Source organism: Bradyrhizobium sp. 172 (genome assembly GCF_023101065.1).
GTDB lineage: Bacteria > Pseudomonadota > Alphaproteobacteria > Rhizobiales > Xanthobacteraceae > Bradyrhizobium > Bradyrhizobium canariense_D.
This window is the reverse complement of record NZ_CP064701.1, coordinates 682224-706560: the sequence shown is the minus strand read 5'-3', so window position 1 is coordinate 706560 and position 24337 is coordinate 682224. Positions and strand designations below refer to the sequence as shown.

Genomic DNA, 24337 nt, shown 5'->3' with positions numbered 1-24337 from the left:
GCATCAGTGATCGTCTTCTTCCTTGACCAGCGTCAACAAGCGAAGCGTCAGGAACGTGAATACGGCGACCGTCACCGCGACATCAAAAGCGCCGAGCCCGACGGAGACGCCGATGGCGCCGGTCGCCCAGAGGCTCGCGGCCGTCGCGGTCCCCTGCACCGAATTCCCCTGCTTGAGAATTGCGCCACCGCCGATGAAGCCGATGCCGGTGATGAGGCCCTCGATCACCTTCGCCATTCCGTCAGGCGAATGCACGAGCAGGCTTTCGCTGGCCTGCACGAAGCCGCAGCTTGCCATTGCGACCAGTGGAAAGGTGCGCAAGCCCGCGCTTCGCGCCCGCTTCTCGCGGTCCCAGCCAATGGGAACGGCGAGTGCGAAGGCCGCAGCCAGCGCAACGACATGAACACCAATGTTGAATCTGTCCAAAGAAAGCCCCCGAAATGAAAATCGTCGCCGTTGATCAAACCGGCCGGCAACGCGGCAATGCGGCCCGCGGTTTCCATACAGGCGAATTTGCCGCATGCAGCGCAGCGATGGCCCCGTCTCCGCGCGATGGAGCCGCCGGCGCAGCACCATGATCGTTTCGGCTGGTATTCCTGCGACCGGCTCCTACATGTCGAGTCCACGTTACCACCGCACGCTCCATCCGGACCCTTCCATGATCCCCTTCTCCGTGCTCGACCTCGCGCCCATCCGCCAAGGCGGCGATGCGTCACAAGCGTTCCGCAATTCGCTCGATCTCGCGCAGCATGCGGAGGGCTGGGGATACAAGCGGTTCTGGCTGGCCGAGCATCACAACATGACGGGGATCGCGAGCGCGGCGACGTCGGTGGTGATCGGGCATATCGCGGGCGGGACGAAGACGATCCGGGTCGGGTCCGGCGGGATCATGCTGCCGAACCATTCGCCGCTCGTCATCGCCGAGCAGTTCGGCACGCTGGCTTCGCTCTATCCCGGGCGGATCGATCTCGGGCTCGGGCGGGCACCGGGCACCGACCAATTTACCGCACGCGCCCTGCGGCGCGACCTCGCGACGAGTTCGGAAAACTTTCCGCAGGACGTGCTGGAGTTGCAGGCGCTGCTCGGCGACGTGCAGCCGAACCAGGCCATCCGGGCCGTGCCGGGCATGGGGACGAAGGTGCCGCTGTGGATCCTGGGATCCAGCACCTTTGGCGCGCAGCTCGCAGGGATGCTCGGCCTGCCGTTCGCGTTCGCTTCACACTTCGCACCGCAAATGATGATGCCGGCGCTGCGGGAGTATCGGGCGCGGTTCGAACCCTCGACGCAGCTCGACAAGCCCTATGCGATGGTCGGCGTCAACGTGTTCGCCGCCGACAGCGACGCGGACGCGCAGCGCATGTTCTCCTCGCTGCAGCAGCAGTTCATCAATCTGCGCCGCGGCACGCCCGGCCCGCTGCCGCCGCCGGTCGACGACATGGACGCGCTGTGGTCGCCAGCCGAGAAGGCGATGGTCGGCCAGTCGCTGTCGTGCTCGGCGGTCGGCACGCCTGACATGGTCGAAGCGAAGCTGAAGGCGCTGATCGCCGACACCGGCGCGGACGAGCTGATGACGACGGGGCAGATCTACGACCACGCCGCACGGCTGCGCTCGTTCGAGATCGCAGCCGGGGTAAGGGACCGGTTGGCGGGGTGAGCGGGTGCGATTGTTGCGACGGTGAAGCTGCGCTCGTGGCAGGCCGTGAGCGCCCTAGTCCGGAAAGCCGAACAGCTTGGCCGGATTGTGCACCAGGATCTTCTCCAGCGTCGACTGGTCGGGCGCGTAGCGGTACATCAACTCCAGCAGATCGGCGTCGTTGGGCGGCTGCTTGACCGAGACCGGGTGCGGCCAGTCGCTGGCCCAGACGCAGCGGTCGACTGCTGCCTCGATATAGGCACGCGCGATCGGGATGACGTCGTCGTAGGGCGGCCCGAGCTTCGAGGACTTCTCGCCGAGCGACAGCATCACCCAGAAATTGCCCTTGCCGAGCAGCTCCAGCATCTTGCGCAGGTTCGGATCGTTCCTGCCGGCTTCAGGATCGGGCCGTGCCATGTGGTCGATCAGCACGGGCACGTCGAGATTCTCGTATTTGGCGACGCTGGAGACGATGCCGTCCTTCTCGGGCTGGATCTTGACGTACCAGCCGAGCTCGCGGATGCGCGCAATCGCGCGGGCAAAATCGGCATCCGACAGCACAGCGCCGAGCTCCTGGCGGAAGCTGAAGCGCGCGCCGCGGACCCCAGCATCATGCAGCTTGGCAAGATACGAATCGTTCGCCTCGGCGAACACCAGCGCGTTGGCGCAGCCGCGATAGTTCGGGCCCATCGCGGCGAGACCGTCGAGCACGACGGCATGGTCGGCGCCATACGTCGTGGTCTGCACGATGATGCCGCGCTCGATGCCGAGCGTCTTGTGCACGCGCAGCGCCGCCTCCCAGGTCGCGGTCGGCATCCGATAGGCAGCACCGGGACGCTCCGGATATTTGTCGAGGGGGCCGAGCACGTGAAACTGGCTGTCGAGGGATTTGGGCGGCGGCCCCTTGACCGGGCGGCGCGGGTTCGGGTCGAACGGAAGATAGGTCGGCATGCGCAAAACTCCCTCAGTCGATTACGGCGGTGAAGTCGCACTGCACCAGCGCGCCGCCGTCCATGTTGTCCATCGGCAGCGCGTGGCGCGCCGGGCGCGAATGCTCGTCCGGAAACATCTTCAGCCACTCGACATTGACCGGGCCGCGCTGCGTACGGTCCTTCAGCCACACCGTCATCTTGATGATGTCGTCGGTGGTGCCGCCGGCAGCCTCGACCGTCGCCTTCATATGCGCGAACATGTTGGCACATTGCGCCTCCAGGCTCTCGGGCATCGCACCAGTCGCATCGCGGCCGAGAATGACGCCCGACATCACGAGATTGCCGATGCGGCAGGCGTTCGGAATCGGGTTGGCATGCTTGAAGCCGCCGATATGGATGCTCTTGCGCCGCGTGTGACCGGTCATGATGCGCTCCCTTTCATGTGTTGATTCAGACGAACTGGCACGACACCGAGCCGAACGCGCCATAATCGGCATGAAACGTGTCGCCGCGGCGAATGTCGACCGGACGCGTGAACGATCCCGCCAGCACCACCTCGCCGGCGGCCAGATGCTCGTCATGCGGCGCGAGGCGGTTGGCGAGCCAGGCAATGCCGTTGGCGGGATGGTTGAGCACGCCGGCGGCAAGCCCGGTTTCCTCGACCTCGCCGTTGCGGAACAACAGCGCGCCTATCCAGCGCATGTCCGCGTCCATCGGACGGAAAGGCCGGCCGCCAAGCACCAGCGCGGCGTTCGCCGCGTTGTCCGAGATCGTGTCCATGACCTTTCGCGCCTTGCCCGTTTCGGGATCGACGCGGTGCATGCGCGTCTCCAGGATCTCCAGCGCCGGGGTGACGTAGTCGGTGGCGTTGAGCACGTCGAAGATGGTGCAATCGGGCCCGCGCAGCGGCGCCTTCAGCACGAAGGCGAGCTCGACCTCGATTCGCGGCGCCTGGAAGCGGTCGAACGGAATCGGCGTGGCGTCGGCATAGAACATGTCGGCGAACAGCACGCCGTAATCGGGTTCGGAAATGCCGACCGCGTTCTGCATCGCTTTCGAGGTCAGGCCGATCTTGTGGCCCTTGATGACCCGGCCGCGTCCGAGCTGGAGTCTGGTCCAGGCGCGCTGAACGGCATAGGCATCCTCGATGCTGAAATCGGGATGGTCTTTCGAAAACATCGTGATCAGCGTCTTGGTGCGTTCGGCTTCGTCGAGCCGCGTGGCAAGACGTTCGATCGTGGCAGTATCCAGCATGACCTATTGCTCCGCCGCGACGGTGTTGCGCAGCACGCCGATGCGGCTGGATTCGACCTCGACGACGTCACCGACTTTGAGCCAGCGCGGCGGGTCGAAGCGGGCGCCGGCGCCGGTCGGCGTGCCCGTCACGATCATGTCGCCGGGCTTGAGGGTTGCGAAGGTCGAGAGATAGGAGATCAGGAAATCGAACGGGAACATCAGCCGCTCGGTGGTGTCCTGCTGCCGCACCTCGCCGTTGACGCGCGTGACGATGTCATGAGGCCCGCGCGGATCGAGCTCGTCCGCGGTGACGATCCACGGACCGATGCTGCCGGAGCGGTCGAAATTCTTGCCCTGCGTGACGTTGAACTTGCCGTGGCGGAGCCAGTCGCGGATCGTGCCCTCGTTGCACAGCGTCATGCCGAAGATGTGCGCCCAGGCCTTTTCGCGCGGAATGTGGCGGCCGCCCTGGCCAATCACGATGACGAGCTCGCCTTCATAGTCGAGCTGCTCGGAGACGTGAGGCTTCTCCAGCGGCTGGCCTGAGCCCGTCATCGAGGACATGCTGCGCACGAACAGACTGGGATATTTGGGCAGGTCAGAGCTGTCCTTATACTCCGCATTGCGCTCGGCGTAATTGACTCCGATGCACCAGAGCTTTTCCGGCGCCAGCACCGGCGGAAGCAGCACGAGCTCTTCCAGCGCGTAGTCCGGCTTTTGTCCGGCGACGGCTTCCTGCGCGTCGGCCAGCGCGTTGGCTGCGATCAGCGCCCTGACATCGGAGAAGTCGCGGCCGATCCGCCGGGTCAGATCAACGACGCCGCCTTCCATGACGGCACCGTAGCGCGGCTCTCCGTCCACGAGATAGCTTAGGAGTCGCATGGTCGTTCTCCAATGGTCTTGGGGCGCGCGCGGGGGCGGCGCGCTCAGTCTTTCGATTTGGGAGTCTGGAACACGCCGTGCAGCGTCACGATCTCGCCGAGCCGGGCGTAGCGCGGCCCGCCGATGCGCGCGATCGGATCGAGCGCGACGGTTTCGACCTTGCCGTCGTTCACGAGGCCGTCGCGGAGGTGGAACATCACGACTTCGCCCACGATGAGACGGCTGCGGGCGTCGCCGAATTCGAGGCACTGCCGAAAGCGGCACTCCATCGCAACGGGTGCAACGCTGAGCCGCGGCACCTTGATGCGCTCGCTCGGGAGCGTCTCAAGGCCGAGCTCCGCGACCTCGCTGATCTCGGGCGGATGCTCGACCGATGAGTCGTGCACCGCCTGCATCAGCGGGGTATCGGCGATGTGGATCACGTATTCCTCGGTATCGAGGATGTTATGCGCGGTGTCCTTGTAGTCCGCGCCCTTGCGGCCGACGCTGATCGCGAGCATCGGCGGCTTCTGCGAGACGAAGGTGAAGGCGCTGAACGGCGCGAGGTTGAGCACGCCTGCGCGCGACAGGCTCGTCACCCAGGCGATCGGACGCGGCACCACGATGCCGGTCATCAGCCGGTAGATGCGCTCGGCGCCGAGCTCGCTGGGGTCGATCCGCATCGATCAATCCGCCTTGATGTTGGCCTTGCGCACGATCGGAATCCATTTGGCGTCCTCGCGCGCGAGATAGGCCTTGAATTCGTCGGGCGTCATCGCGACGGCTTCACCGCCGAGCTTCTCGAACTTGTCGACCACGGCGGGGTCCTTCAGGATCGCGGTCAGTGCCTCGTGCAGCTTGTCGATCACGGGCGCCGGCGTGCCTGCCGGTGCGAACAGGCCGGTGAAGGTCTGGCCGTCAAAATCCTTGTAACCAAGCTCGGCGAAGGTCGGCACGTCGGGCAGCGACTTCAGGCGGTGCGGGCTGGTGACGGCCAGCGCCCGGAACAGACCGGCCTTGATGTGCTGCAGGCTGACCGTGAGCTGGTCGAACGCGAACTGCACCTGCCCGCCCAAGAGATCGTTGACGGCAGGCGCATTGCCGCGATAATGCGCGGTGACCCATTGCAGGTCGAGGCTGGACTGCATCAGCTCGCTGAGCAGATGATTGGTGGTGCCGGGGCCGGGCGAGGCCATCGTCAGCTTGCCCGGCTCGCGCTTGGCGAGGTCGATGAATTCCTTGAAGGTGGTCGCCTGCACCGACGGATGCACCTCGAGCACCAACGACGTCATCGAGATCGTCGTGATCGGCAGGAAGTCCTTCTTCCAATTGTAGGCGTCGCGCTTGTTGATTTCGGTCGCGAACAGCACCGGGCCGTTGGCGCCGACGAACAGCGTGTAGCCGTCGGGCGCGGATTTCGCGAACGCCTCGCCCGCGATCATGCCGCCGGCGCCCGCCTTGTTCTCGATGATGAAGGGCTGGCCGAGCTTTTCCTGGAGCTTGTCCGCGATGATGCGCGCGGCGCTATCGACATTGCCGCCGGCCGGATAGGGCACGATCAGCTTGACGTTGCGCGCCGGCCATTGCTGGCCCGACGCCGGTCCCGTCAACATCGCCGCTGCGGCAGCTAGGGCAATCCAGATTAATCGCATGTTAACCTCCCGGCGGCGCTTCCAATTTTACGTCGATTTGCCTGACGTCGTACACGGCATGTCGATTCGGAGCGCAATCTCCAGATGGGCGCTTTACCTGTCGAGTGAATTGTGGCGTTCTCGTCCATATTATGGACAAGACGACTTCCGCGAAATCCACCCGCCGCATCACGGGACCGCGACAGGGCGCGCAGGCGATCCGGCGCGCGCTCGCGGTGCTGCGCATCCTTGCCGCAGGCCGCGAAGACGGCGTGCTGCTGGCCGAGGTGGTGCGGGCGACCGGCCTCACCCGCCCGACCGTGCACCGCATCGTCCACGTGCTGATCGAGGAAGGCATCGTCGAACGGCATGACCGGACCGGCCGCTACGCGATCGGCAACCAGGTGCCGGAGCTCGCGCTCGCACGGCCTCGGCCGTCGCGGCTGCTGATCGCGGCAAATCCGTCGCTGCAACGCGCCTCGGCCGAGATCGGCGACACGCTGTTCCTGACGGTGCGGACCGGCAACGACACGCTGTGCGTTGATCGCCGGATTGGCGTCTATCCGATCCAGGTGCTGTCGATCGAGGTCGGCGCGCGCCGACCGCTCGGCGTCTCCAGCGCAGGCGTCGCCATCCTCGCCGCGATGCCGGCGCAGGACGCGCGAAAAATCGTCGCAGCCAACGAGAAGAGACTGGAGGCCTACCGGACCGATGTTGCGACGGTGCTGGGCCAGGTCACCGCCGCAAGACGGCTGGGATACGGCATGAGGGAAATTGGTCTCGTGCAGGGTACGAAGTCGATCTCGACCTGGATCGAGACCCCGGACGGCCGTCCCGCTGCCGCGATGACCGTCTCCGCCGTTCGCACCAGGCTCGGCCCACGACGCGAACAGGAGGTCGCGGAGATCCTGCTGCGGGAGGCGCGGATCATCGAGCAGGCGATCCGGGGTTAGACAACGCTGTCAATGGGCTGACGCAGCGCGCCATTTTATGGCACAAGAGCCGCCTCCGCCGACCGAGCAACGAGGCCCCGCATGCCCGCGCCAAAACCGCCTGCCTTCGAGACCCTGAGCCTGCATGCGGGCCAGCATCCGGATCCCGCGACCGGCGCCCGCGCGGTGCCGATCTACCAGACCACGTCCTACGTGTTCCAGGATTCCGATCACGCCGCCGCGCTGTTCAATCTCGAACGCGCCGGCCACATCTATACGCGCATCTCCAATCCGACCACCGGCGTGCTGGAAGAACGGCTTGCGGCGCTGGAAGGCGGCGTCGGCGCGATCTGCACCGCGAGCGGCATGGCGGCGCTGCATCTGGCCATCGCCACGCTTCTGAACGCCGGCGACCATATCGTGGCATCGAGCTCGCTCTATGGCGGCACCATCAATTTGCTGGCGCACACGCTGCCGCGCTTCGGCATCACCACAACGTTCGTCAAGCCGCGCGATCTCGACGCGTTCCGCGCGGCGATCAAGCCGAACACGAAGCTGATGATCGGCGAGACCATCGGCAATCCCGGGCTCGAGGTGCTGGACATTCCGAAAGTCGCTTCGATCGCGCATGACGCGAAGATTCCGCTGCTGATCGACAACACCTTTGCCACGCCCTATCTCAGCCGTCCGATCGAGCTCGGCGCCGACATCGTCATGCATTCGGCGACCAAATGGATCGGCGGCCACGGCATCGCGATCGGCGGCGCCATCGTCGACGGCGGTCGTTTTGACTGGCGCTCATCCGGAAAATTCGGCGTGCTGACCGAGCCCTATGGCGGCTATCACGGCATCGTCTTCGACGAGCAGTTCGGCACCGCCGCCTTCATCATGCGCGCGCGTACCGAAGGCCTGCGCGATTTCGGCGCTTGTCTATCCCCGACCAACGCGTTCCAGCTGTTGCAGGGCGTCGAGACGCTCGGGGTGCGCATGGACCGCCATATGCAAAACACCCAGCTCGTGCTGGAAGCACTGAAGTCCAACAAGGCCGTGGATTGGGTGCTGCATCCCTCGCTGGAAGATCATGCGGACTACCAGCTCGCAAAACAATTGCTGCCGCGCGGCGCCGGCTCGATCGTCTCCTTCGGCATCAAGGGCGGGCGGCCCGCCGGCCGCAAGTTCATCGAATCGCTGCGCATGATCAGCCATCTCGCCAATGTCGGCGACGCCAAGACGCTGGTGATCCACCCCGCCTCGACCACACACCAGCAGATGGACGCCGAGCAGCTCAAGGCCTCCGGCATCGGCGAGGAGCTGGTGCGACTCTCGGTCGGCATCGAGACCGCAAGCGACATCGTCGACGATCTCACCCAAGCGCTGCGCATCTCGCAAAAGGTCTGACACCATGAAGCTCTCCGTCAACGGCGCCGAGGTGCTGGTCGCAACCGGCGGCCGCGACTTCGACAGATCCCTGCCCGCGGTCGCCTTCCTCCACGGCGCCGGCTTCGATCATTCGACCTGGGCGCTGCACACGCGCTGGTTCGCCCATCATGGCTTTGGCGTGCTGGCGCCGGATCTGCCCGGCCACGGCCGCTCGCCCGGACCTTCGCTCGGCAGCATCGCCGAGATGGCCGACTGGACGGCGGCCCTGCTCAATGCGGCCGGAGTGACGAAAGCGCATCTGATCGGCCATTCCATGGGCTCGCTGATCTCGCTGGAGACGGCCGCACGTCACCCCGACAAGGTTTCCGCGCTCAGCCTGATCGGCACGGCCGCGACCATGACGGTCGGCCCGGATCTGCTGAAGGCGGCCGAAGCCAATTCGCAGGATGCAAACGACATGGTCTCGATCTGGGGCCTCGGCTTCAACGCCGAGCTCGGTGGCAGCCTCGCACCGGGCCTGTGGATGCATGGCGGGGCGCAGGCCGTATTGAAACACTGCGAGCCGGGCGTGCTGTTCCGGGATTTGTCGGCCTGCAATGCTTACGCGAATGCGCTGCAAGCAGCCGCAAGCGTGAAGGTGCCCACGACGCTCATCCTCGGCGAACGGGACATGATGACGCCGGTGAAGGCCGGCAAGGCACTTGCCGCCGCGATCCCGCATGCGAAGACCGTCGTGGTGCCCGGCGCGGGCCACATGATCATGGCCGAACGCCCGGATGAGTTGTTGGCTGCGCTCCGGAACTGACAGGATCAATCATCCATCTTGCGCGTTGCGGTCAGATATCCCTGTGAAGATCGAGGGAACAGGACCCATGCCAAGACAGGAAGTCATTCGCAAAGCCAGGCAAGACAAGCGTGCCGGTAAATCGGCAAGCACGCAGGCCGGCGAATTCGTCAAGGACCAGATCGACAAGATCCGCAAGGGCAAGCATGGCGCCCGCTCGACGAAGCAGGCCATTGCCATCGGTCTCTCCGAAGCGCGCCGCGCCGGCATCGATCTGCCGCCACCGCGCAAGGAAAGCGTCAAGAAATCGACGCGACGCAGCGCCAAATATGCCTACGAGGTCGGTCAGGGCAAGCGCACCCCGAAGCGCCGGCCGCGCGTGTCGCAAGCAGTCGAAAAGGTTTTGAAGAAGGAGCCGCGCTCGACCGCCTCGCGCAGTGCACTGTCGAAGCAGGGCAAACGTGCCGCGAGCCGGCGAACGGCCGCGTCGCGTTCAGCCGCCGCGCGCAAGGCGAGCCGCACCAAGGGCGCCAAGGCCCGCTCCAGCGCCGCAAAGAAGGCGGCACGCACCAGGGCGCGCCGCCGGAGCTGATCAGTTCGCGCGCCGGCCCCGCTCGGAGAATACCGCACGGGCGGCGCGCTCCGCCTCGCGCGCCGAGCGGAACTGGCGGCCTTCGAGGCTGTCGAACAGACGCTCGGAGGAGAAGAAGCGGAAGCCGCGCGTATCCCTCGTGACGATGCCGGCGGCGCGGTCGTGGATCTCGATGACGTAGGCATTCGATTGAGTTCGGGACATGACTGCTCGTCCGCCGGGTCTCGGCGTTCCTGTCTTTGGATTTGCTTCTTGGGATTTGCTGGGTGAGGTGCTGCTAGGAGGCGGCGGTCAGCAACAACAACATGCGCCGGTGGCCGCCGAGAAACAGCGGCGCGTCATGCACGCATGCATGTCATTGTTACTGCGCGGGTGATCGGTTCTCATATCGCGGCTTCGGCTCGAAGGAGCAGTGTCGATGCGTCGAATATCGAGCGTTTAGCGCGAACGGTCAATGAAATGTCTATCCATAATTGCGATGAGCGCGCAGGGGCGCGTCTCCGGGTGCGAGCGCCGACAAACGAATTCATCTCGCGATGAGTTCTTCCTTCTCCCCTTGCGGGAGAAGGTGGCGCGAAGCGCCGGATGAGGGGTTTGCCTCCGCGAATCCTCAAGAGAGTCGCACGCGGAGAGAGACCTCACCCGTCTCGCCGCTACGCGGCGAGCCACCCTCTCCCGCAAGGGGAGAGGGGAAGAACGAACTCACCACATCGTCGCGGCCGCACGCTCCGGCCAGGCGCGATCATACTCCGCGCCGCCGACCTTGTTCTCGCTCATCTCGGCGAGGATCTGGCCGGGCGTCGGCAGCGTCTTGGGGTCGATGCGCTTGTCGGGATTCCAGAGATCGGAGCGGACGATGGCGCGGGCGCACTGGAAGTAAATTTCGTCGACCGTCATCACCATGACGCTGCGCGGCGCCTTGCCGTCGACCTTGAACGAGGCCAGCAATTCGGAATCGATGGACAGATGCGCCCGGCCATTGGCCCGAACCGCATTTCCGGAGCCGGGGATCAGGAACATCAGCGATACCCTGGGATCGCGCACGATGTTGCGCAAGGAATCGACCCGGTTGTTGCCGCGGCGATCCGGCAGCATCAGCGTCTTCGGGTCATGAATGCGGACGAAGCCGGAGAGATCGCCGCGCGGCGAGCAGTCGATCCCCTCGGGTCCGATGGTAGCGAGCGCGGCGAACGGCGCCTTTTCGATGAAGACGCGATAGAGCGGGGTGACGTGGTCGGCGACTTTCACGATCGATGCGTCGTTGGTGACGCCGTAGATGGCCTCCAGCTGCTCGACCGTTTCGATCACCGACATTCCAGTCTCCTTGTTGTGCGGGCTATTCGTGCCAGCCCTGGTTCCTGATCACGCGCAGAAGCTGGCGGCCGTGATACTCAGCGCTGCCGGCGTTGAGGATGGTGACGTCGGCCTGAGTCGATGCGTCGTCGACGCTGCGCGTCAGCCGTTCCGCGATATTGCCGTCGCTGTGCCGGGCGCGAGCGGCAAGCCGCTGCGCCAGCACATCCGGAGGCGCCGTGATCGCGACCACCACGACGTTTGCATAGGTCTGGCGCAGCACGCCGATCACCGTGCGCGAAACATTGGCCACGACGGCGCGTCCGGCACGAATATCGTCGTTGAGGTCGAGCGGCAGCGCGTAACAATGCCCATGCGCCTCCCAATGCACGGCGAATTCGCCATGCTCGCGCGCGCGACGGAATTCGTCAGGGCTCACCGCAATATTGTCTTCGTCGGCCGAGGATTCCCGCGTCACGACACGGCGCGGGAAGACGATGTCGTGATCCTCGATGCAGGCTGCCCGCGCCAGCCGCAGCAGCGTGTCCTTGCCGGCACCGCTGGGACCGACCACGAGCACGAGCCGCCCGGGCCCGATCGCACCCGTTGTCTTTCCCGCCACGGTGACGGCCTCGCTCATGCGACACGGCTTCCTTCGCGCCAGACGCTGCGGACCGCGGGGACGCGGCCCGCGACATGCACGCGGATCAGATCGGCACGCTTGCCGATCGCGATCTCGCCGCGGTCGGACAGGCCGACTGCCTCCGCGGGCGCCTTCGTCACGGTGCGGATCGCCGCCGGAAGAGTGATGGCGGGCACGTGCTCGGGCAAGTGCAGCGCGGCCATCAGAAGGCTCGAGGGGATGTAGTCCGACGACAGGATGTCGAGCAGGCCCTCGCGGGCGAGATCGACCGCGGCGATATTGCCGGAATGCGAGCCGCCGCGCACGACGTTCGGCGCGCCCATCAGGATGTCGATGCCGGCCTCGTGCAGGCCGCGCGCGGCCTCCAGCGTGGTCGGAAATTCCGCCACCGAAACGCCATCGCGCACGGCGTCCACGACGTTCTCCTCAGTGGTGTCGTCATGGCTCGCCAGCGGGATCTTGTACTTGTGGGCCAGCGCCACGATCTCGCGCATGTTGGTCGCGGCATAGGCCTTCTGATATTCGAAGCGCTTCGCGAACAGCTCGTCGAGCTCGGCGTCGGTCTTGCCGCCGCCCTTACCGCGATAATAGTCGCGCAGCTTGCCTTCGTCCCGGAACTGGCGCTGGCCGGGGGTGTGGTCCATCAGCGACATCAGCCGCACGTCGGGACGGTCGATCAGCTCCCTGGCCTCCTCGACCACGCTCGGCATCGGGATTTCGCAGCGCAGATGCAGGAAGTGATCGGCGCGGAGCAGGTCAGCATCGCGAGCGGTCGTGATTGCGGCGGCAAGCGTGCCGGCGCGGCCGTCGACTTCCTCGGCGCCATCCTCGCGCCAGACCCGGAGCGAGTCGAACACCGTCGTGATGCCTGATGTCGCGAGCTGGCCGTCATAGGAGACGACGGCGGCGACTGGATTCCAGAACACTTTTGGTCGCGGCACGTAATGCGCCTCGAGGTGATCGGTGTGGAGCTCGATCAAGCCGGGCATGATCAGATCGCCGCCGGCATCCTCTGCCCCCGCGGGCGCCCTGCCCTCGCCGATCTCGGCAATGCGTCCATCGGCGAGGGCAAGCCAGCCCTGCTCGATCACCCGTTCCGCCAGCACGATCCTGGCGTTGGCGATCACGATGTCCTTCTTGGCGTTCATGTCCATTTCCTTCAGGCCGCGGCGGCGAAGCTGGTGACGTCGACGGTGCGGTCGGCAATCTGATGACGGATTTCGTCGTCATGGACAATGGCGACCATGGCGACGCCCTGGCGCTTCTTTTCGGCTACCAGCCCGACCACGACGGCGCGGTTGGCGGCGTCGAGCGACGCGGTCGGCTCGTCGAGCAGCAGGATCGGCAGATCCGAGATGAAGCCGCGCGCGATGTTGACGCGCTGCTGCTCGCCGCCGGAAAAGGTCGCGGGCGGAAGCTGCCAGAGCCGCTCGGGGATGTTGAGGCGATGCAACAGTTCGCCAGCACGGGCTTGCGCCTCCGCGCGCGCCAGGCCGTTGACGATCAGCGGCTCGGCGACCACGTCGAGGGTCGCGACGCGCGGCACCGCGCGCAAGAACTGGCTGACATAGCCAATGGTCGCGCGGCGGATGTTGAGAACCTGCCGCGGCTCGGCGGTGGCGAGATCGACCAGCGCGCCGCGATGGTGGATGCCGATCCGGCCGGAATCGCAACGATAATTGCCGAAGATCATCTTCAGGATCGACGATTTTCCGGCGCCTGATGGCCCCGACAGCACGACGCATTCGCCGGGATTGACGTGAAAGGTCACGCCGCGCACCACGGGCAGCTCGATGCCACCTTGCAGGTGCATCGTGAAGGTCTTGTTGGCGTCGGCGATGTCGATCATGGCGGTCATTGGAGAACTCTTCTTGCAAGGCTCATTACGTTGGAAGGCTCATGGCGGCAGGATCGAGGAGACGAGCAGCTGGGTATAGGGCTCGCGGGGGTCGTCGAGCACCTGATCGGTGAGGCCGGTCTCGATGACTCGGCCGCCCTTCATGACCATGACCCGATGCGACAGCAGGCGCGCGACCGCGAGATCATGGGTGACGATGATGACCGCGAGATGCAGCTCCGCGACCAGGCTGCGCACGAGGTCGAGCAGACGGGCTTGCACGGAAACATCGAGGCCGCCGGTCGGCTCGTCCATGAACACCAGCCGCGGCTCGGTGACGAGGTTGCGGGCGATCTGGAGCCGCTGGCGCATGCCGCCGGAATAGGTCCGCGGCGCATCGTCGATGCGCGCGATGTCGATCTCGACGCGAGTCAGCCAGTCCGACGCGGTATCGCGGATGCGGCCGTAGTGATTCCACCCCACCGCCATCAGCCGCTCGCCGACATTGGCGCCGGCCGAGACGGTCATGCGCAGCCCCTGCGCGGGATCCTGATGAACGAAGCCCCAATCGGTACGAAACAGGAAGCGCCGCTCGGCCTCGCCCAGCGTGGTGAGATCGCGGGTGACGCCATCGCGCATCCGGTAGGACACCTCACCGCCGCTGGCCGCGAGCTGACCCGACAGCAGCTGCAGCAGCGTCGATTTGCCCGAGCCGGATTCGCCGACGATCGCCAGCACCTCGCCGGGGTAGAGCGCAAAGGACACGTCGCGGCACGCCGCGATCCGGCCATAGGACTTACTGAGGGATTTTGCGACCAGCAGCGGCTCGTCGTTCTCGAGCATGTCTTGATCAGCCATTCGATGCCTCCTGCGCCTTGTCCTTGTACGGCGCGGCGCTGAGGCTGCCGTGATGGCCGGCGGCCTGACGTCCCTCGCAATAATCGGTGTCGGAGCAGACGAACATGCGCCCGCCCTTGTCGTCGGTCACGATCTCGTCGAGGTAGGAATTTTCAGCGGCGCACAACGCGCACGGCGCGTTGAAGCGGTACGGCTCGAAGGGATGGTCCTCGAAGTCGAGCGACACAACTTGCGTATAGGGCGGGATCGCATAGATGCGCTTCTCGCGGCCGGCGCCGAACAGTTGCAGCGCCGGGCAATTGTCCATCTTGGGATTGTCGAATTTGGGCGTCGGCGACGGGTCCATCACGTAGCGCGCATTGATCTTCACCGGATAGGCGTAAGCCGTCGCGATGTGGCCGAAGCGGGCGATGTCCTCGTAGAGCTTCACATGCATCAGGCCGTATTCGGCGAGCGCGTGCATGCGCCGCGTCTCCGTCTCGCGCGCCTCGAGGAAGCGCAGCGGCTCCGGGATCGGCACCTGGTAGACCAGCACCTGGTTTGCGTGTAGCGACGTCTCCGGAATGCGGTGGCGGGTCTGGATCACGGTCGCATCGATCGTCGCCGTCGTCGTGGCGACGCCGGCGGTCTTGGCAAAGAACTTCCTGATCGAGATCGCATTGGTGGTGTCGTCGGAGCCCTGGTCGATCACCTTCAGCACGTCCTCGGGCCCGAGGATCGCGGCCGTCACCTGCACGCCGCCGGTGCCCCAGCCATAGGGCATCGGCATTTCACGGCTGGCGAACGGCACCTGATAGCCGGGGATCGCGATCGCCTTGAGGATCGCGCGGCGGATCATCCGCTTGGTCTGTTCGTCGAGATAAGCGAAATTGTAGGCGGGCGCGTTCATTCCGCGGCCTCCTTCATGGCATCGGGCGCATTGGCCTCAGTGAATTCCTTCCGCAGCTTGCGCAACAGGCCGAGCTCAGACTGGAAGTCGACATAATGCGGTAGCTTCAGATGCTCGACGAAGCCGGTAGCCTGGACGTTGTCCGAATGCGACATCACGAATTCTTCGTCTTGCGCGGGGGCGAGTGCCTCTTCGCCGAGCTCGCGCGCACGCAACGCGCGGTCGACCAGCGCCATCGACATCGTCTTGCGCTCGCTCTGGCCGAAGGCGAGGCCATAGCCGCGGGTGAAGCACGGCGCCTCCGTCGCGGAGCCCTTGAACTGATTGACCATCTGACACTCGGTGAGCTCGATCGAGCCGAGCGGCACGGCGAAGCCGACGTCTTCCGCGGAGAATTCAACCTCGACCTCACCGAAGCGAATCTCGCCGGCGAAGGGATGGTTGCGGCCGTAGCCGCGCTGGGTGGAATAGCCCATCGCCAGCAGAAAACCTTCGTCGCCACGCGCGAGATTTTGCAGGCGCAGGTCACGATCGGCGGGAAAATTGAGCGGCTCGCGAGTGAGATCGCCGACGCTGGCGCCGTCCTCAGCCTGAGGCGAGGATTCGATCAGCCCGTCGCGGCCGAGGATGTCGGTCACCCGCGGGGTTGGCGCAGACGATGCTTCGGCCGTCGCCGGTGTCTCCGGCACAAAGCCCTCGGCGAGCGAGGGATCGAGCAGGCGGTGGGTATAGTCGAAGGTCGGGCCGAGGATCTGGCCGCCGGGAATGTCCTTGAAGGTCGAGGACACCCGCCGCCGTATCCGCATCGCGCCGGTCTCGACCGGCTCGCTGGCGCCGAAGCGGGGCAGCGTCGCGCGGAAGGCGCGGACCAGGAAGATCGCCTCGATCAGATCGCCGCGCGCCTGCTTGATGGCGAGCGCCGCGAGCTCGCGGTCATAGAGCGAGCCTTCGCTCATGACGCGGTCCACGGCGAGACCAAGCTGCTCGGAGATCTGGTCGAGCGAGATTTCCGGAACGCTTTGGTCGCCACGCCGCGCACTGGCGAGCAGGCGATGGGCGTTCTCGATGGCGCGTTCGCCGCCTTTGACTGCGACATACATGCTTAGCTTCCCCTGCTCACGATACGCGTGGTGCGCGGGATCGCAACCATGGCGTCATCGGCGACCAGCACCACATCGATACCGCGCGGAAACAGCGCCTCGTTAATACGAAGTCGCTCGAACACGTCGAACGGCTTGATCGACGCCTGGAGCGTGGCGACGCCGTCGATGCCGGGCCCGCGCAGCTCGAAGCTGCGTCCCGAATCGAGACTCTCGACCTGCAGGATCAACGTGGTCGACCGATCCGGATATTCGCTGGTGCCGAGCGCGAAGCGCTCCAGCGAAGGCAGCGCCCCGCCGTCGCTGATCAGCGCGAAGCTGGCGATGGAAGAATCCTGCACCACCGGCGCACCAGTATGGAATTTCAGCCATTTCACGACGTCGGAAGTCTCATGCATGCGCGCATCGAGCCAGAGCGGCGTGTCGTGATCGAACAGCGTCAGCGCGATCGCGGCCGTCCCGCGCATCATCACACGAGGCGCTCCTGATGTCGGCACGATGCGCTGCACCGATCCCGGCCGCGCCATCGCGTCCATGACCGAGCGAAAGGTCGATTGCGCCGACAAGACCTTATCGGCGAACCCCGGCGGCAGTTCCGCAATCGTGGTCATGATCTCACCCCTCACCGCGCACCATGGTGTAGAAATCAACCTTCGTCGCGGCGGTCTGGGCCGCCACCTGCTTGCGCCTGACCATCAGCTGCTCACGCAACGGCGCGATAATGTCCCGCTCCACCGCGGCGCCGAAATCGCTGGACTGCACCAGGGCATCGCACAGCGCGATCAGCCGCGCCTTCTCGCCGTCGCGGCCGAGCGTGTAGCCGAAACCGACCTCGCCGCTCGCAAGCCGCACCGCGGCGCGCGACACCGTGGCTTCACCGAGGTTGAACGGCGCACCATCGCCGCCGACCCGGCCGCGCAGCATGACGAGGCCGTTTTCCGGCGCGCGCAGATCCTGATGCGCCGGCAAAGCGAGAGCGTGGAGGCGAGCGGCGATCTCGCCCGCCTCCGCGTGCGCCAGCACGGACATTGCGGCCTTGCGCTGGGCTTGCTGATTATTGTGCTGGGTCACCGCATCCACCGACTTCTCTGCAGAACTTGCCGAATCCAAGTTGTCTATGATACTAGACAACTTGATACGGGAGCGCCATGACTGTTTCGTGACAAAGGCGTGATTTCTGGAGTAGCTTCCCGGCCACATGAGCATGCAGGACACAGCCTCCTCCGGCGTCGCGTTGTGGCGCCTCGTTGCCGACGGCATCGAGCGCGGCATCGCCGACGGCCGCTTTGCGGCGGGCGACAAGCTGCCGGGCGAGGTGGAGATCGCCGAAACCTATCGCGTCAACCGCCACACCGTGCGACGCGCGCTGGCCGCGCTTGCCGAGCGCGGCATCGTGCGGGCAGAACGCGGCAGCGGAACCTATGTCGAGGCGCAGAAGCTCGCTTATCCACTGCGCTCGCGGACCCGTTTCTCCGAGATCGTCGGCGCGGACGGCCGCGAACCGCATGGCCGGCTGATCGAGGCGTCCGCTGACGTTGCGACCCGCGAACTCGCGCGGGAGCTTGGCCTCAAGACCGGCGCACCGCTGGTCCGGATCGAGGCGATGCGCCTCGCCGACCGCACGCCGATCTGTGTCTCCACGACGTGGCTATCGGCACAGCTATTCCCCGCTGCGGGCGACGTCTTTGCCGCGACCCGCTCGATGACGAAATTGCTCGAGCATTACGGCGTCCGGGACTATCGCCGCGGCGCGACCCGGATCACCGCCGGTATCGTCGACGCAACCGACGCCGCACGGCTCGATCTGGCGCTGGGACGGCCGATCCTGGTGGTCGACGCCACCGATCACGATCTCGACGGCAAGCCGCTGGTCACCAAGCATTCGCGCTTTGCGGCGGAGCGGGTGGAATTTCTGGTGGAGAACGGGTGAACTGGCTGCCCTCTGCCCCTCTCCCCTTGCGGGAGAGGGTGGCTCGCCGCGCTAGCGGCGAGACGGGTGAGGGGTTGCCTCCGCGCACTGATCTGAATTGAGGATGCAGACCCCTCATCCGGCGCTTCGCGCCACCTTCTCCCACAAGGGGAGAAGGAAGAAGGTTACGCCACCGCCCGCCGCCCGATAATCGCAAAACGCAATTTGCCCGAAACGAAATCGATCGCGGCGACTGCGACCAGGATCATCAGGATCAGGAACGACACCTTCTGCCATTCCAGCACGCGGATCTGCTCGGCGAGCTGGAGGCCGATGCCGCCGGCGCCGACGATGCCGATGATGGTGGCCGAGCGCGTATTCGACTCGATGAAATAGAGCACCTGCCCGGCAATCACGGGCAGGACCTGCGGCAGCAGGCCGAAGCGAATCTCGTGCAGCGCGCTACCGCCGGAGGCGCGGATGCCCTCGACCTGCTTCTGGTCGGCGCCCTCGATCGCCTCCGAGAACAGTTTTCCAAACGCGCCGAAATCCGACACGGCAATAGCGAGCACGCCGGCAAACGGGCCGAGCCCGACCACGTTGATCCACACCAGCGCCCAGATCAGCGTGTCGACTCCGCGGATTGAATCCAGGAAGCGCCGCAAAATCCTCGACGGCACCACATTGCGCGCGGCAAGAAGACTGACCGGCAGCGCGAAGACCGCGGCCAGCGTCGTGCCGAGCAGCGCAATCGACAGCGTCTCGCCCAGCGCCTTCAGATAGACCGGCAGCGACGAGCCGGGATCCGGCGGGATCATCATCAGGCTGATCCAACCGAGCTGGCTGAGCCCCGCGAACAACCGCGACGGCGAGAAGTCGAGATCGATGAGGCCATAAATCAGAACCGCGAGCGCCGCGACGATCATCGCCGGCATCGGGAGCCGCGCCGAAGCCGGCCGGTCGAACACATCAGGGTAGCGCGCGCGAAGCGCTGATGTGTCAATGTCCTGCGGCCCCGTCACGTCCGCGCCTCCTTGCCGAACAGGCGGCCGCGCAGCCAGCCGGTGCTGATGTCGATAATGAAAACCGTGACGATGATGGTGAGCAGGATGGCGCTGACGTCCGAGTAGTAGAACTTGCGGATGGCGACGACGAGCTCCTGGCCGATGCCGCCGGCACCGACGAAGCCCATCACGGAGGCCTCGCGGACGTTGATCTCGAAACGCAGCAGCGCGTAGCTGGCATAGCCCGCCGTGACCTGCGGCAGGATGGCGAAGCGCATGCAGGACAGCCAGCTCGCGCCGGTCGAGCGGACGCCTTCGACCGGTTTCATGTCGGCGTTCTCGACGATCTCCGAGAACAGCTTTCCAAGCGCGCCGGTGGAGTGAATCGCGATCGCCAGCACGCCCGCCATCGGCCCCAGCCCGAAGGCGATCACGAAGATCAGGGCAAACACGATGCCGGGGACCGTGCGGGCGAATTCGAGCAGGCGCCGCACGACGAAGCGCAACCACGGCGCGGGCGAGGTGTTTTCAGCCGCAAAGAAGTTCAGGCAAAACGCAAAAGTCGCGCCGATCAGCGTGCCGACATAGGAGATCAGCAAAGTCTCGCCCAGCATCCTCAGCCATTTGCGCCAGCCCCACAGCCACTCGCCGACATCGGTCCAGACCCGCTGGCCGGTGTCGAGTGTGAGGATGCGGTCGAAATAGCTGATGAAGTTGCCAAAGTGGGCGAACAGCGTGCGCAGATTCACTTCAGCGCCGATCGCGGCCAGACACAGTGCTGCGGCGAAGATCACGGCTCCAGACAGGATTCGGAGCCGCTTGCGCGCCACCGCCTGGCGATAGGCGGCGTTGAGCACGGCGAGCTGTTGCTCGGGGAGGATCGAAACCGCGACGGTCATCTTGGCCAGGAAAATGGTCAATCAAAGAGAAAGAGCCGGGTCCATCGACCCGGCTCCAGTGGCATCGTCCCGAAACTCAGGACGCCTTCTTCTTACGCAGCGCATCGACGAACTTGATCAGCTCGATCGTGCCATCCCAATCCTTGGTGGTCGCGGGATGAAAACCCTTCTTCTGGCCGTCCTGGAGGCGATGGAACGCAGCCTTGTCCTTGGCCGGCGCGTCGAAGAACGCCTTGGCGATGGCGGCCTTGGCCTCTTCCGGCAGGTCAGAATTGTAGGCATAGGGGCCGTTGATGATCGGCGCCGACTTGTGGATGATGCGGAAATCATCCTTCTTCATCGCCGAGCCATCGGCATTCTTCAGCATGCCCTTGGTCAGCATCTGCGCTAATGTCGAGTCGTTGTCGCTGGTCCACTGGTTGGCCGCGACGTCGACCGTGCCCTGCGCCAGCGCCAGGATCGCGTTCTCGTGGCTTCCGGTGAAGACGACCTTGCTGAAATAGGTGTCGGCGTCCGCGATGCCCATCTTGTCGAGCTCGAAGCGCGGCACGTTGTTGCCGGAGGTCGAGTTCGGGTCGACCAGGCCGAGGTTCTTGCCCTTGAGCTGGTCGATGCTCTTGTAGGCGCTGCTCGCCTTGACGAAGAACACCGAGTAATAACCGGTGGAGCCGTCGGAGTTGATGTCGTTGGCGAAGGCGTCGGTCTTGACGCCGGTCAGGCGGGCGCGGGCGAACGAGGCCGAGCCGTAGCTCGCGATGTGAATGTTGCCGGCACGCTGGCCTTCGATTACGGCAGCGTAGTCGTTGGCGATGCGCAGCGTGACTTTCACGCCCAATTCCCTGGAGAGATAGCTCATGAACGGCGCCCAGCGCTCGGTCACGCCCGAGGCGTTTTCCGCCGGAATGACCGCGAAGGTCAGCTCGGGATATTTGGCTTTCCAGTCTTCGGCGGAGGCCGAAGTCGTCAACGCGAGCGCGGCGGCGCCGGCGAGAATCAATCTGCGAGTAATCATGATAGCCTCTTCATTGGTTGAGGTCGGTTGACGCAAAATTGGTAAGTCCTGATGCGGCGCAGCTCAGGCGGCGGCCGCCGTTCCAAGCGCCGGAATGCCCTGTCGCACCGGTGCAGGCGTGCCGCCCATGACTTCGGCGGCTTCGAGATCGTAGAGCTCGCGCGCCACGTGGTCGGTCAACTCGGCCGGCGCGCCGTCGAACACCACGCGGCCCTGCGCCATGCCAATCAGGCGGTCGCAATAGCTGCGCGCCAGGTCGAGCGAATGCAGATTGCAGAGCACCGTGATGCCGAAGTGCTTGTTGATGCGCAGCAGCGCATCCATGACGATCTTGGTGTTGCGCGGATCGAGCGAGGCGATCGGCTCGTCGGCGAGGATGATGTCGGGCTGCTGCACCAGCGCGCGGGCAATCGCGACGCGCTGCTGCTGGCCGCCGGAGAGCTGATCGGCGCGCTGGGCCGCGAGCGGGGCAATGTCGAACTGTTCGAGCGCGGACATCGCCAGCGCCCTGTCCTGCTCGGGCCAGGTCTGCGACAGCGAGCGCCAGGCCGGCATCGTCGCAAGCCGTCCCATCAGGACGTTGGTGAGCACATCGAGCCGGCCCACCAGATTGAACTGCTGAAAGATCATCGCCGAGCGCGCCCGCCACTGCCGCAGCTCCTTGCCGCGCAGCGCCGTGACGTCGAGGCCGTCGAACAGGATGCGGCCCTGTGCAGGGGTCGCGAGACGGTTGATGGTGCGCAGCAGGGTCGACTTGCCGGCGCCGGAGCGTCCGATCACGCCGACGAAGCCGCCGGGAGAGACTTGAAACGAGGCGTCGTCCACCGCGGCTTTCACGCCGAAGCGACACGTCAGACCTTCAACCACCAGCATGCAGGGCTCCAGAGTAGCTGGGACCCACCGCTAACGCCGGCGCTTGACACTTGTGTGACACGGACGTTGCGGTGCGGCGATCCTACACACCTCATCTCCTGTTCATCCCCTGTCATGGCGTCGTCATGACATTGTCATCAAGCCGCTCGAAGAGAAACGCCCGCCCTCTCGTTCGGATTCAACATGGCCGCCAAAGCTCTTTCGGTCCAGCCGACTGTCGATCCCTCCGCGAAGCTGCACGACGCCAGGCTTGGGGCCTACACCGAGGTCGGCGCGCGCACGATGCTGCACGAGGTGACGATGGGGGATTACTCCTATGTCGTGAACGACGCCCAGATCACCTACACCACCATCGGAAAATTCTGCTCGATCGCGGCGATGACACGGATCAATCCGGGCAATCACCCGATGCAACGCGCCACGCAGGCGCACTTCACCTATCGTTCGAGCGCCTATTTCGAAGGCGAGAGCGACGACACGGAATTCTTCGACTGGCGGCGCCAGCATCACGTCCATATCGGCCATGACGTCTGGATCGGCCATGGCGCGATCGTTCTGCCGGGCCGCAACATCGGCACCGGCGCGGTGATCGCGGCCGGCGCCATCGTCACCAAGGACGTTCCGGCCTACACCATCGTCGCCGGCAATCCGGCGCGCATCGTGCGCCGGCGGTTCTCGGAAGAGGTTGCGGGGCGGCTTGCGAGGCTCGCTTGGTGGGACTGGGATCACGACAAGTTGCGTGAAGCCCTGCCCAATTTCCGCAAGCTCGGGATTGAGGATTTCCTCACGGCATACGAAGCAGGGGCACCCTCTTCTGCCAGCAAACGAAGCGCGGTCGCGTGACAGACATATTCCTCGAGGGCGGGCGGGCCCTGATCGGCTCCGAGTTCGCCGAAACGTCGCTTCTCGTGTCCGGAACGGACATCGCAGAGATCAATGCCTCGCGCAGCCGGGCGCGGCTGGCGATCAAGGCGCGCGATCTGCTGGTCCTGCCGGGCATCGTCGATCTGCATGGCGATGCCTTCGAGCGACAGATGATGCCGCGCGCCGGGGTCGATTTCCCGATCGACGTCGCGCTCGCCGACAGCGACCGCCAGGCGATCAGCAACGGCATCACCACGGTTTTTCACGCCACGACCTGTTCGTGGGAGCCGGGCCTGCGCAGCGCCGGCAATGCGCGCAGCCTGATGGAGGCGATCGAACGGCAGCGCCCGCAATTCGCCGCCGACACCCGCTTTCACCTGCGCCACGAGACCTACAATCTCGACGCCGAAACCGAGATCAGCCAATGGCTCACTGAGGGCCGCGTCGACCTGTTCGCCTTCAACGACCACATGGACGGCACGGTTGGGGACATGGCCAAGCCGCGCAAGCGCAATCGCATGGTGGAGCGCACCGGCCTGTCGAGCGAGGAATTCGACCGGCTGGTCGGACACATAATGTCCCGCGCCGCGGATGTGCCGGCTTCCGTGTCACGGCTGGCCGCGACGGCCCGCGCCGCCGACGTGCGGATGCTCTCGCACGATGATGCGACGCCGGCGATGCGCGAAGGCTTTCGCGCCATGGGCGTGGCGATTGCGGAGTTTCCGATCAACGAGGAGACAGCGCGGGCGGCAGCAAGCCACGGTGACGCCATCGTCTACGGCGCGCCGAACGTCGTGCGCGGAGGCAGCCACACGGGCTGGACCAGGGCATCCGACATGATCGCCAAAGGGCTCTGCTCGGTTCTGGCCTCGGACTACTACTATCCCGCGCAGCTGCTCGCTGCGTTCCGGCTCGCCGCCGATGGCGTGCTGCCGCTGACCGAGGCCTGGAATCTGGTCTCCGCCGCGCCCGCGCGCGCGACCGGTCTTGCAGATCGCGGCGTGCTCGCGGAAGGCCGGCGCGCGGACATTCTGCTGGTCGACGACAGCATGCCGCTGCGGCCGCGGCTGATCGCCGTGATATCAGGCGGCAAGCTCGTGCATCTCACCGAGGCGACGCGGTTGCTTGGCATGCCAGCTACCCCGCGCCAAGCTGTCGCCGCGGCATAAACCCGC

The 24337-nt window shown here is 65.4% G+C and carries 30 protein-coding genes; 9 read left to right on the top strand and 21 right to left on the bottom strand.

Annotated elements, in window-relative coordinates; all coding sequences use genetic code 11:
* Positions 1-3: 3 nt before the first annotated feature.
* Positions 4-426, bottom strand: coding sequence for an MgtC/SapB family protein (locus tag IVB07_RS03245; RefSeq protein WP_018453097.1), 423 nt, complete (start codon positions 424-426; stop codon positions 4-6).
* A 232-nt stretch (positions 427-658) separates the two neighbouring features.
* On the opposite strand from IVB07_RS03245, the gene IVB07_RS03240 reads away from it, so the two are divergent.
* Positions 659-1654, top strand: a complete 996-nt coding sequence (locus IVB07_RS03240; RefSeq protein WP_026232460.1) for an LLM class flavin-dependent oxidoreductase — start codon at positions 659-661, stop codon at positions 1652-1654.
* A 54-nt stretch (positions 1655-1708) separates the two neighbouring features.
* Here the strand turns inward: IVB07_RS03240 and IVB07_RS03235 are convergent, their stop codons facing one another.
* From IVB07_RS03235 to IVB07_RS03210, 6 genes are read right to left on the bottom strand one after another with little or no spacing between them, the layout of a single operon-like run.
* Positions 1709-2584 (bottom strand): amidohydrolase family protein, encoded by an 876-nt coding sequence (locus IVB07_RS03235; RefSeq protein ID WP_018453095.1) that lies wholly within the window; start codon positions 2582-2584, stop codon positions 1709-1711.
* Between the two features lie 13 nt (positions 2585-2597).
* Positions 2598-2990: a RidA family protein gene (locus tag IVB07_RS03230; RefSeq protein WP_018453094.1), complete on the bottom strand. Its 393-nt coding sequence runs from the start codon at positions 2988-2990 to the stop codon at positions 2598-2600.
* 25 nt (positions 2991-3015) lie between these two features.
* Complete coding sequence (gene hpaH / locus IVB07_RS03225; RefSeq protein WP_018453093.1) at positions 3016-3819, bottom strand: 2-oxo-hept-4-ene-1,7-dioate hydratase; 804 nt, start codon at positions 3817-3819, stop codon at positions 3016-3018.
* 3 nt (positions 3820-3822) lie between these two features.
* Positions 3823-4683: a fumarylacetoacetate hydrolase family protein gene (locus IVB07_RS03220; RefSeq protein ID WP_018453092.1), complete on the bottom strand. Its 861-nt coding sequence runs from the start codon at positions 4681-4683 to the stop codon at positions 3823-3825.
* A gap of 44 nt (positions 4684-4727) precedes the next feature.
* On the bottom strand, positions 4728-5345 hold the full coding sequence (locus tag IVB07_RS03215; RefSeq protein WP_018453091.1) for a flavin reductase family protein: 618 nt from the start codon (positions 5343-5345) through the stop codon (positions 4728-4730).
* 3 nt (positions 5346-5348) lie between these two features.
* On the bottom strand, positions 5349-6314 hold the full coding sequence (locus tag IVB07_RS03210) for a tripartite tricarboxylate transporter substrate binding protein (protein WP_026232459.1): 966 nt from the start codon (positions 6312-6314) through the stop codon (positions 5349-5351).
* A 131-nt stretch (positions 6315-6445) separates the two neighbouring features.
* Here IVB07_RS03210 and IVB07_RS03205 point away from each other — a divergent pair, with 131 nt between their 5' ends.
* The 4 genes from IVB07_RS03205 (at position 6446) to IVB07_RS03190 (ending at position 9981) form a co-directional block, all read left to right on the top strand.
* Complete coding sequence (locus IVB07_RS03205; protein WP_247337567.1) at positions 6446-7246, top strand: IclR family transcriptional regulator; 801 nt, start codon at positions 6446-6448, stop codon at positions 7244-7246.
* Between the two features lie 81 nt (positions 7247-7327).
* Positions 7328-8623, top strand: coding sequence for an O-acetylhomoserine aminocarboxypropyltransferase (locus IVB07_RS03200; RefSeq protein WP_018453089.1), 1296 nt, complete (start codon positions 7328-7330; stop codon positions 8621-8623).
* 4 nt (positions 8624-8627) lie between these two features.
* The gene (locus tag IVB07_RS03195; protein WP_018453088.1) at positions 8628-9410 is read left to right on the top strand and encodes an alpha/beta hydrolase; all 783 of its coding nucleotides are present in this window, start codon (positions 8628-8630) and stop codon (positions 9408-9410) included.
* Between the two features lie 67 nt (positions 9411-9477).
* Positions 9478-9981 carry a DUF6496 domain-containing protein gene (locus IVB07_RS03190; protein ID WP_018453087.1) on the top strand — a complete coding sequence of 168 codons (504 nt, stop codon included), beginning with the start codon at positions 9478-9480 and terminating at the stop codon, positions 9979-9981.
* Here IVB07_RS03190 and IVB07_RS03185 read toward each other — a convergent pair whose 3' ends face one another.
* A complete protein-coding gene (locus IVB07_RS03185; protein ID WP_018453086.1) occupies positions 9982-10185 on the bottom strand; it encodes a hypothetical protein in 204 nt (67 codons plus the stop codon).
* On the opposite strand from IVB07_RS03185, the gene IVB07_RS03180 reads away from it, so the two are divergent.
* Complete coding sequence (locus IVB07_RS03180) at positions 10184-10357, top strand: hypothetical protein (RefSeq protein ID WP_247299241.1); 174 nt, start codon at positions 10184-10186, stop codon at positions 10355-10357. The two genes, IVB07_RS03185 and IVB07_RS03180, sit on opposite strands and share 2 nt — an antisense overlap.
* Positions 10358-10683: 326 nt before the next feature.
* Here the strand turns inward: IVB07_RS03180 and IVB07_RS03175 are convergent, their stop codons facing one another.
* Genes IVB07_RS03175 through phnG form a run of 9 tightly spaced genes read right to left on the bottom strand, consistent with a single transcriptional unit; the run spans position 10684 to position 17681 of the window.
* A complete protein-coding gene (locus tag IVB07_RS03175) occupies positions 10684-11295 on the bottom strand; it encodes a pyridoxamine 5'-phosphate oxidase family protein (protein ID WP_247299239.1) in 612 nt (203 codons plus the stop codon).
* Positions 11296-11317: 22 nt separating this feature from the next.
* Positions 11318-11914, bottom strand: a complete 597-nt coding sequence (gene phnN / locus IVB07_RS03170) for a phosphonate metabolism protein/1,5-bisphosphokinase (PRPP-forming) PhnN (protein ID WP_018453085.1) — start codon at positions 11912-11914, stop codon at positions 11318-11320.
* Positions 11911-13065, bottom strand: coding sequence for an alpha-D-ribose 1-methylphosphonate 5-triphosphate diphosphatase (locus tag IVB07_RS03165; protein ID WP_247299237.1), 1155 nt, complete (start codon positions 13063-13065; stop codon positions 11911-11913). The genes phnN and IVB07_RS03165 overlap by 4 nt, the downstream gene beginning before the upstream one ends.
* Before the next feature lie 11 nt (positions 13066-13076).
* On the bottom strand, positions 13077-13775 hold the full coding sequence (phnL, locus tag IVB07_RS03160) for a phosphonate C-P lyase system protein PhnL (protein ID WP_018453083.1): 699 nt from the start codon (positions 13773-13775) through the stop codon (positions 13077-13079).
* A 39-nt stretch (positions 13776-13814) separates the two neighbouring features.
* Positions 13815-14612, bottom strand: a complete 798-nt coding sequence (gene phnK, locus IVB07_RS03155) for a phosphonate C-P lyase system protein PhnK (protein ID WP_018453082.1) — start codon at positions 14610-14612, stop codon at positions 13815-13817.
* Positions 14605-15501, bottom strand: coding sequence for an alpha-D-ribose 1-methylphosphonate 5-phosphate C-P-lyase PhnJ (locus tag IVB07_RS03150; protein ID WP_018453081.1), 897 nt, complete (start codon positions 15499-15501; stop codon positions 14605-14607). The genes phnK and IVB07_RS03150 overlap by 8 nt, the downstream gene beginning before the upstream one ends.
* Positions 15498-16601, bottom strand: coding sequence for a carbon-phosphorus lyase complex subunit PhnI (locus IVB07_RS03145; RefSeq protein WP_018453080.1), 1104 nt, complete (start codon positions 16599-16601; stop codon positions 15498-15500). Before IVB07_RS03145 ends, IVB07_RS03150 begins: the two co-directional genes overlap by 4 nt.
* Before the next feature lie 2 nt (positions 16602-16603).
* The gene (gene phnH / locus IVB07_RS03140) at positions 16604-17212 is read right to left on the bottom strand and encodes a phosphonate C-P lyase system protein PhnH (RefSeq protein ID WP_018453079.1); all 609 of its coding nucleotides are present in this window, start codon (positions 17210-17212) and stop codon (positions 16604-16606) included.
* 4 nt (positions 17213-17216) lie between these two features.
* On the bottom strand, positions 17217-17681 hold the full coding sequence (phnG, locus tag IVB07_RS03135; RefSeq protein WP_018453078.1) for a phosphonate C-P lyase system protein PhnG: 465 nt from the start codon (positions 17679-17681) through the stop codon (positions 17217-17219).
* A gap of 118 nt (positions 17682-17799) precedes the next feature.
* Here phnG and phnF point away from each other — a divergent pair, with 118 nt between their 5' ends.
* On the top strand, positions 17800-18531 hold the full coding sequence (gene phnF / locus IVB07_RS03130) for a phosphonate metabolism transcriptional regulator PhnF (protein ID WP_018453077.1): 732 nt from the start codon (positions 17800-17802) through the stop codon (positions 18529-18531).
* A gap of 164 nt (positions 18532-18695) precedes the next feature.
* Here phnF and phnE (IVB07_RS03125) read toward each other — a convergent pair whose 3' ends face one another.
* From phnE (IVB07_RS03125) to phnC, 4 genes are all read right to left on the bottom strand, one after another.
* A complete protein-coding gene (phnE, locus tag IVB07_RS03125) occupies positions 18696-19532 on the bottom strand; it encodes a phosphonate ABC transporter, permease protein PhnE (RefSeq protein ID WP_247767491.1) in 837 nt (278 codons plus the stop codon).
* A complete protein-coding gene (gene phnE / locus IVB07_RS03120; protein ID WP_026232456.1) occupies positions 19529-20413 on the bottom strand; it encodes a phosphonate ABC transporter, permease protein PhnE in 885 nt (294 codons plus the stop codon). Before phnE (IVB07_RS03120) ends, phnE (IVB07_RS03125) begins: the two co-directional genes overlap by 4 nt.
* A 76-nt stretch (positions 20414-20489) precedes the next feature.
* A complete protein-coding gene (gene phnD, locus IVB07_RS03115; protein ID WP_026232455.1) occupies positions 20490-21425 on the bottom strand; it encodes a phosphonate ABC transporter substrate-binding protein in 936 nt (311 codons plus the stop codon).
* Between the two features lie 63 nt (positions 21426-21488).
* Positions 21489-22298, bottom strand: a complete 810-nt coding sequence (phnC, locus tag IVB07_RS03110) for a phosphonate ABC transporter ATP-binding protein (RefSeq protein WP_018453073.1) — start codon at positions 22296-22298, stop codon at positions 21489-21491.
* Positions 22299-22481: 183 nt separating this feature from the next.
* Here phnC and IVB07_RS03105 point away from each other — a divergent pair, with 183 nt between their 5' ends.
* Together IVB07_RS03105 and IVB07_RS03100 are read left to right on the top strand one after the other, a co-directional pair.
* The gene (locus IVB07_RS03105; RefSeq protein WP_018453072.1) at positions 22482-23141 is read left to right on the top strand and encodes an acetyltransferase; all 660 of its coding nucleotides are present in this window, start codon (positions 22482-22484) and stop codon (positions 23139-23141) included.
* Positions 23138-24331: an alpha-D-ribose 1-methylphosphonate 5-triphosphate diphosphatase gene (locus IVB07_RS03100; protein WP_018453071.1), complete on the top strand. Its 1194-nt coding sequence runs from the start codon at positions 23138-23140 to the stop codon at positions 24329-24331. Before IVB07_RS03105 ends, IVB07_RS03100 begins: the two co-directional genes overlap by 4 nt.
* Positions 24332-24337 lie beyond the last annotated feature (6 nt).

Excerpts from the sequence above, each read along its gene's own strand:
- IVB07_RS03190 (WP_018453087.1), top strand. The coding sequence starts at position 9,478 with ATGCCAAGACAGGAAGTCATTCGCAAAGCCAGGCAAGACAAGCGTGCC.
- IVB07_RS03215 (WP_018453091.1), bottom strand. The coding sequence starts at position 5,345 with ATGCGGATCGACCCCAGCGAGCTCGGCGCCGAGCGCATCTACCGGCTG.
- IVB07_RS03220 (WP_018453092.1), bottom strand. The coding sequence starts at position 4,683 with ATGCGACTCCTAAGCTATCTCGTGGACGGAGAGCCGCGCTACGGTGCC.
- IVB07_RS03185 (WP_018453086.1), bottom strand. The coding sequence starts at position 10,185 with ATGTCCCGAACTCAATCGAATGCCTACGTCATCGAGATCCACGACCGC.
- phnH (WP_018453079.1), bottom strand. The coding sequence starts at position 17,212 with ATGACCACGATTGCGGAACTGCCGCCGGGGTTCGCCGATAAGGTCTTG.
- IVB07_RS03210 (WP_026232459.1), bottom strand. The coding sequence starts at position 6,314 with ATGCGATTAATCTGGATTGCCCTAGCTGCCGCAGCGGCGATGTTGACG.
- phnK (WP_018453082.1), bottom strand. The coding sequence starts at position 14,612 with ATGGCTGATCAAGACATGCTCGAGAACGACGAGCCGCTGCTGGTCGCA.
- IVB07_RS03150 (WP_018453081.1), bottom strand. The coding sequence starts at position 15,501 with ATGAACGCGCCCGCCTACAATTTCGCTTATCTCGACGAACAGACCAAG.
- hpaH (WP_018453093.1), bottom strand. The coding sequence starts at position 3,819 with ATGCTGGATACTGCCACGATCGAACGTCTTGCCACGCGGCTCGACGAA.
- IVB07_RS03200 (WP_018453089.1), top strand. The coding sequence starts at position 7,328 with ATGCCCGCGCCAAAACCGCCTGCCTTCGAGACCCTGAGCCTGCATGCG.
- IVB07_RS03175 (WP_247299239.1), bottom strand. The coding sequence starts at position 11,295 with ATGTCGGTGATCGAAACGGTCGAGCAGCTGGAGGCCATCTACGGCGTC.
- IVB07_RS03235 (WP_018453095.1), bottom strand. The coding sequence starts at position 2,584 with ATGCCGACCTATCTTCCGTTCGACCCGAACCCGCGCCGCCCGGTCAAG.
- phnF (WP_018453077.1), top strand. The coding sequence starts at position 17,800 with ATGAGCATGCAGGACACAGCCTCCTCCGGCGTCGCGTTGTGGCGCCTC.
- IVB07_RS03240 (WP_026232460.1), top strand. The coding sequence starts at position 659 with ATGATCCCCTTCTCCGTGCTCGACCTCGCGCCCATCCGCCAAGGCGGC.
- IVB07_RS03165 (WP_247299237.1), bottom strand. The coding sequence starts at position 13,065 with ATGAACGCCAAGAAGGACATCGTGATCGCCAACGCCAGGATCGTGCTG.
- IVB07_RS03205 (WP_247337567.1), top strand. The coding sequence starts at position 6,446 with ATGGACAAGACGACTTCCGCGAAATCCACCCGCCGCATCACGGGACCG.
- IVB07_RS03105 (WP_018453072.1), top strand. The coding sequence starts at position 22,482 with ATGGCCGCCAAAGCTCTTTCGGTCCAGCCGACTGTCGATCCCTCCGCG.
- phnE (WP_026232456.1), bottom strand. The coding sequence starts at position 20,413 with ATGACCGTCGCGGTTTCGATCCTCCCCGAGCAACAGCTCGCCGTGCTC.
- phnC (WP_018453073.1), bottom strand. The coding sequence starts at position 22,298 with ATGCTGGTGGTTGAAGGTCTGACGTGTCGCTTCGGCGTGAAAGCCGCG.
- IVB07_RS03195 (WP_018453088.1), top strand. The coding sequence starts at position 8,628 with ATGAAGCTCTCCGTCAACGGCGCCGAGGTGCTGGTCGCAACCGGCGGC.
- phnN (WP_018453085.1), bottom strand. The coding sequence starts at position 11,914 with ATGAGCGAGGCCGTCACCGTGGCGGGAAAGACAACGGGTGCGATCGGG.
- phnL (WP_018453083.1), bottom strand. The coding sequence starts at position 13,775 with ATGACCGCCATGATCGACATCGCCGACGCCAACAAGACCTTCACGATG.
- IVB07_RS03230 (WP_018453094.1), bottom strand. The coding sequence starts at position 2,990 with ATGACCGGTCACACGCGGCGCAAGAGCATCCATATCGGCGGCTTCAAG.
- phnD (WP_026232455.1), bottom strand. The coding sequence starts at position 21,425 with ATGATTACTCGCAGATTGATTCTCGCCGGCGCCGCCGCGCTCGCGTTG.
- IVB07_RS03145 (WP_018453080.1), bottom strand. The coding sequence starts at position 16,601 with ATGTATGTCGCAGTCAAAGGCGGCGAACGCGCCATCGAGAACGCCCAT.
- IVB07_RS03180 (WP_247299241.1), top strand. The coding sequence starts at position 10,184 with ATGACTGCTCGTCCGCCGGGTCTCGGCGTTCCTGTCTTTGGATTTGCT.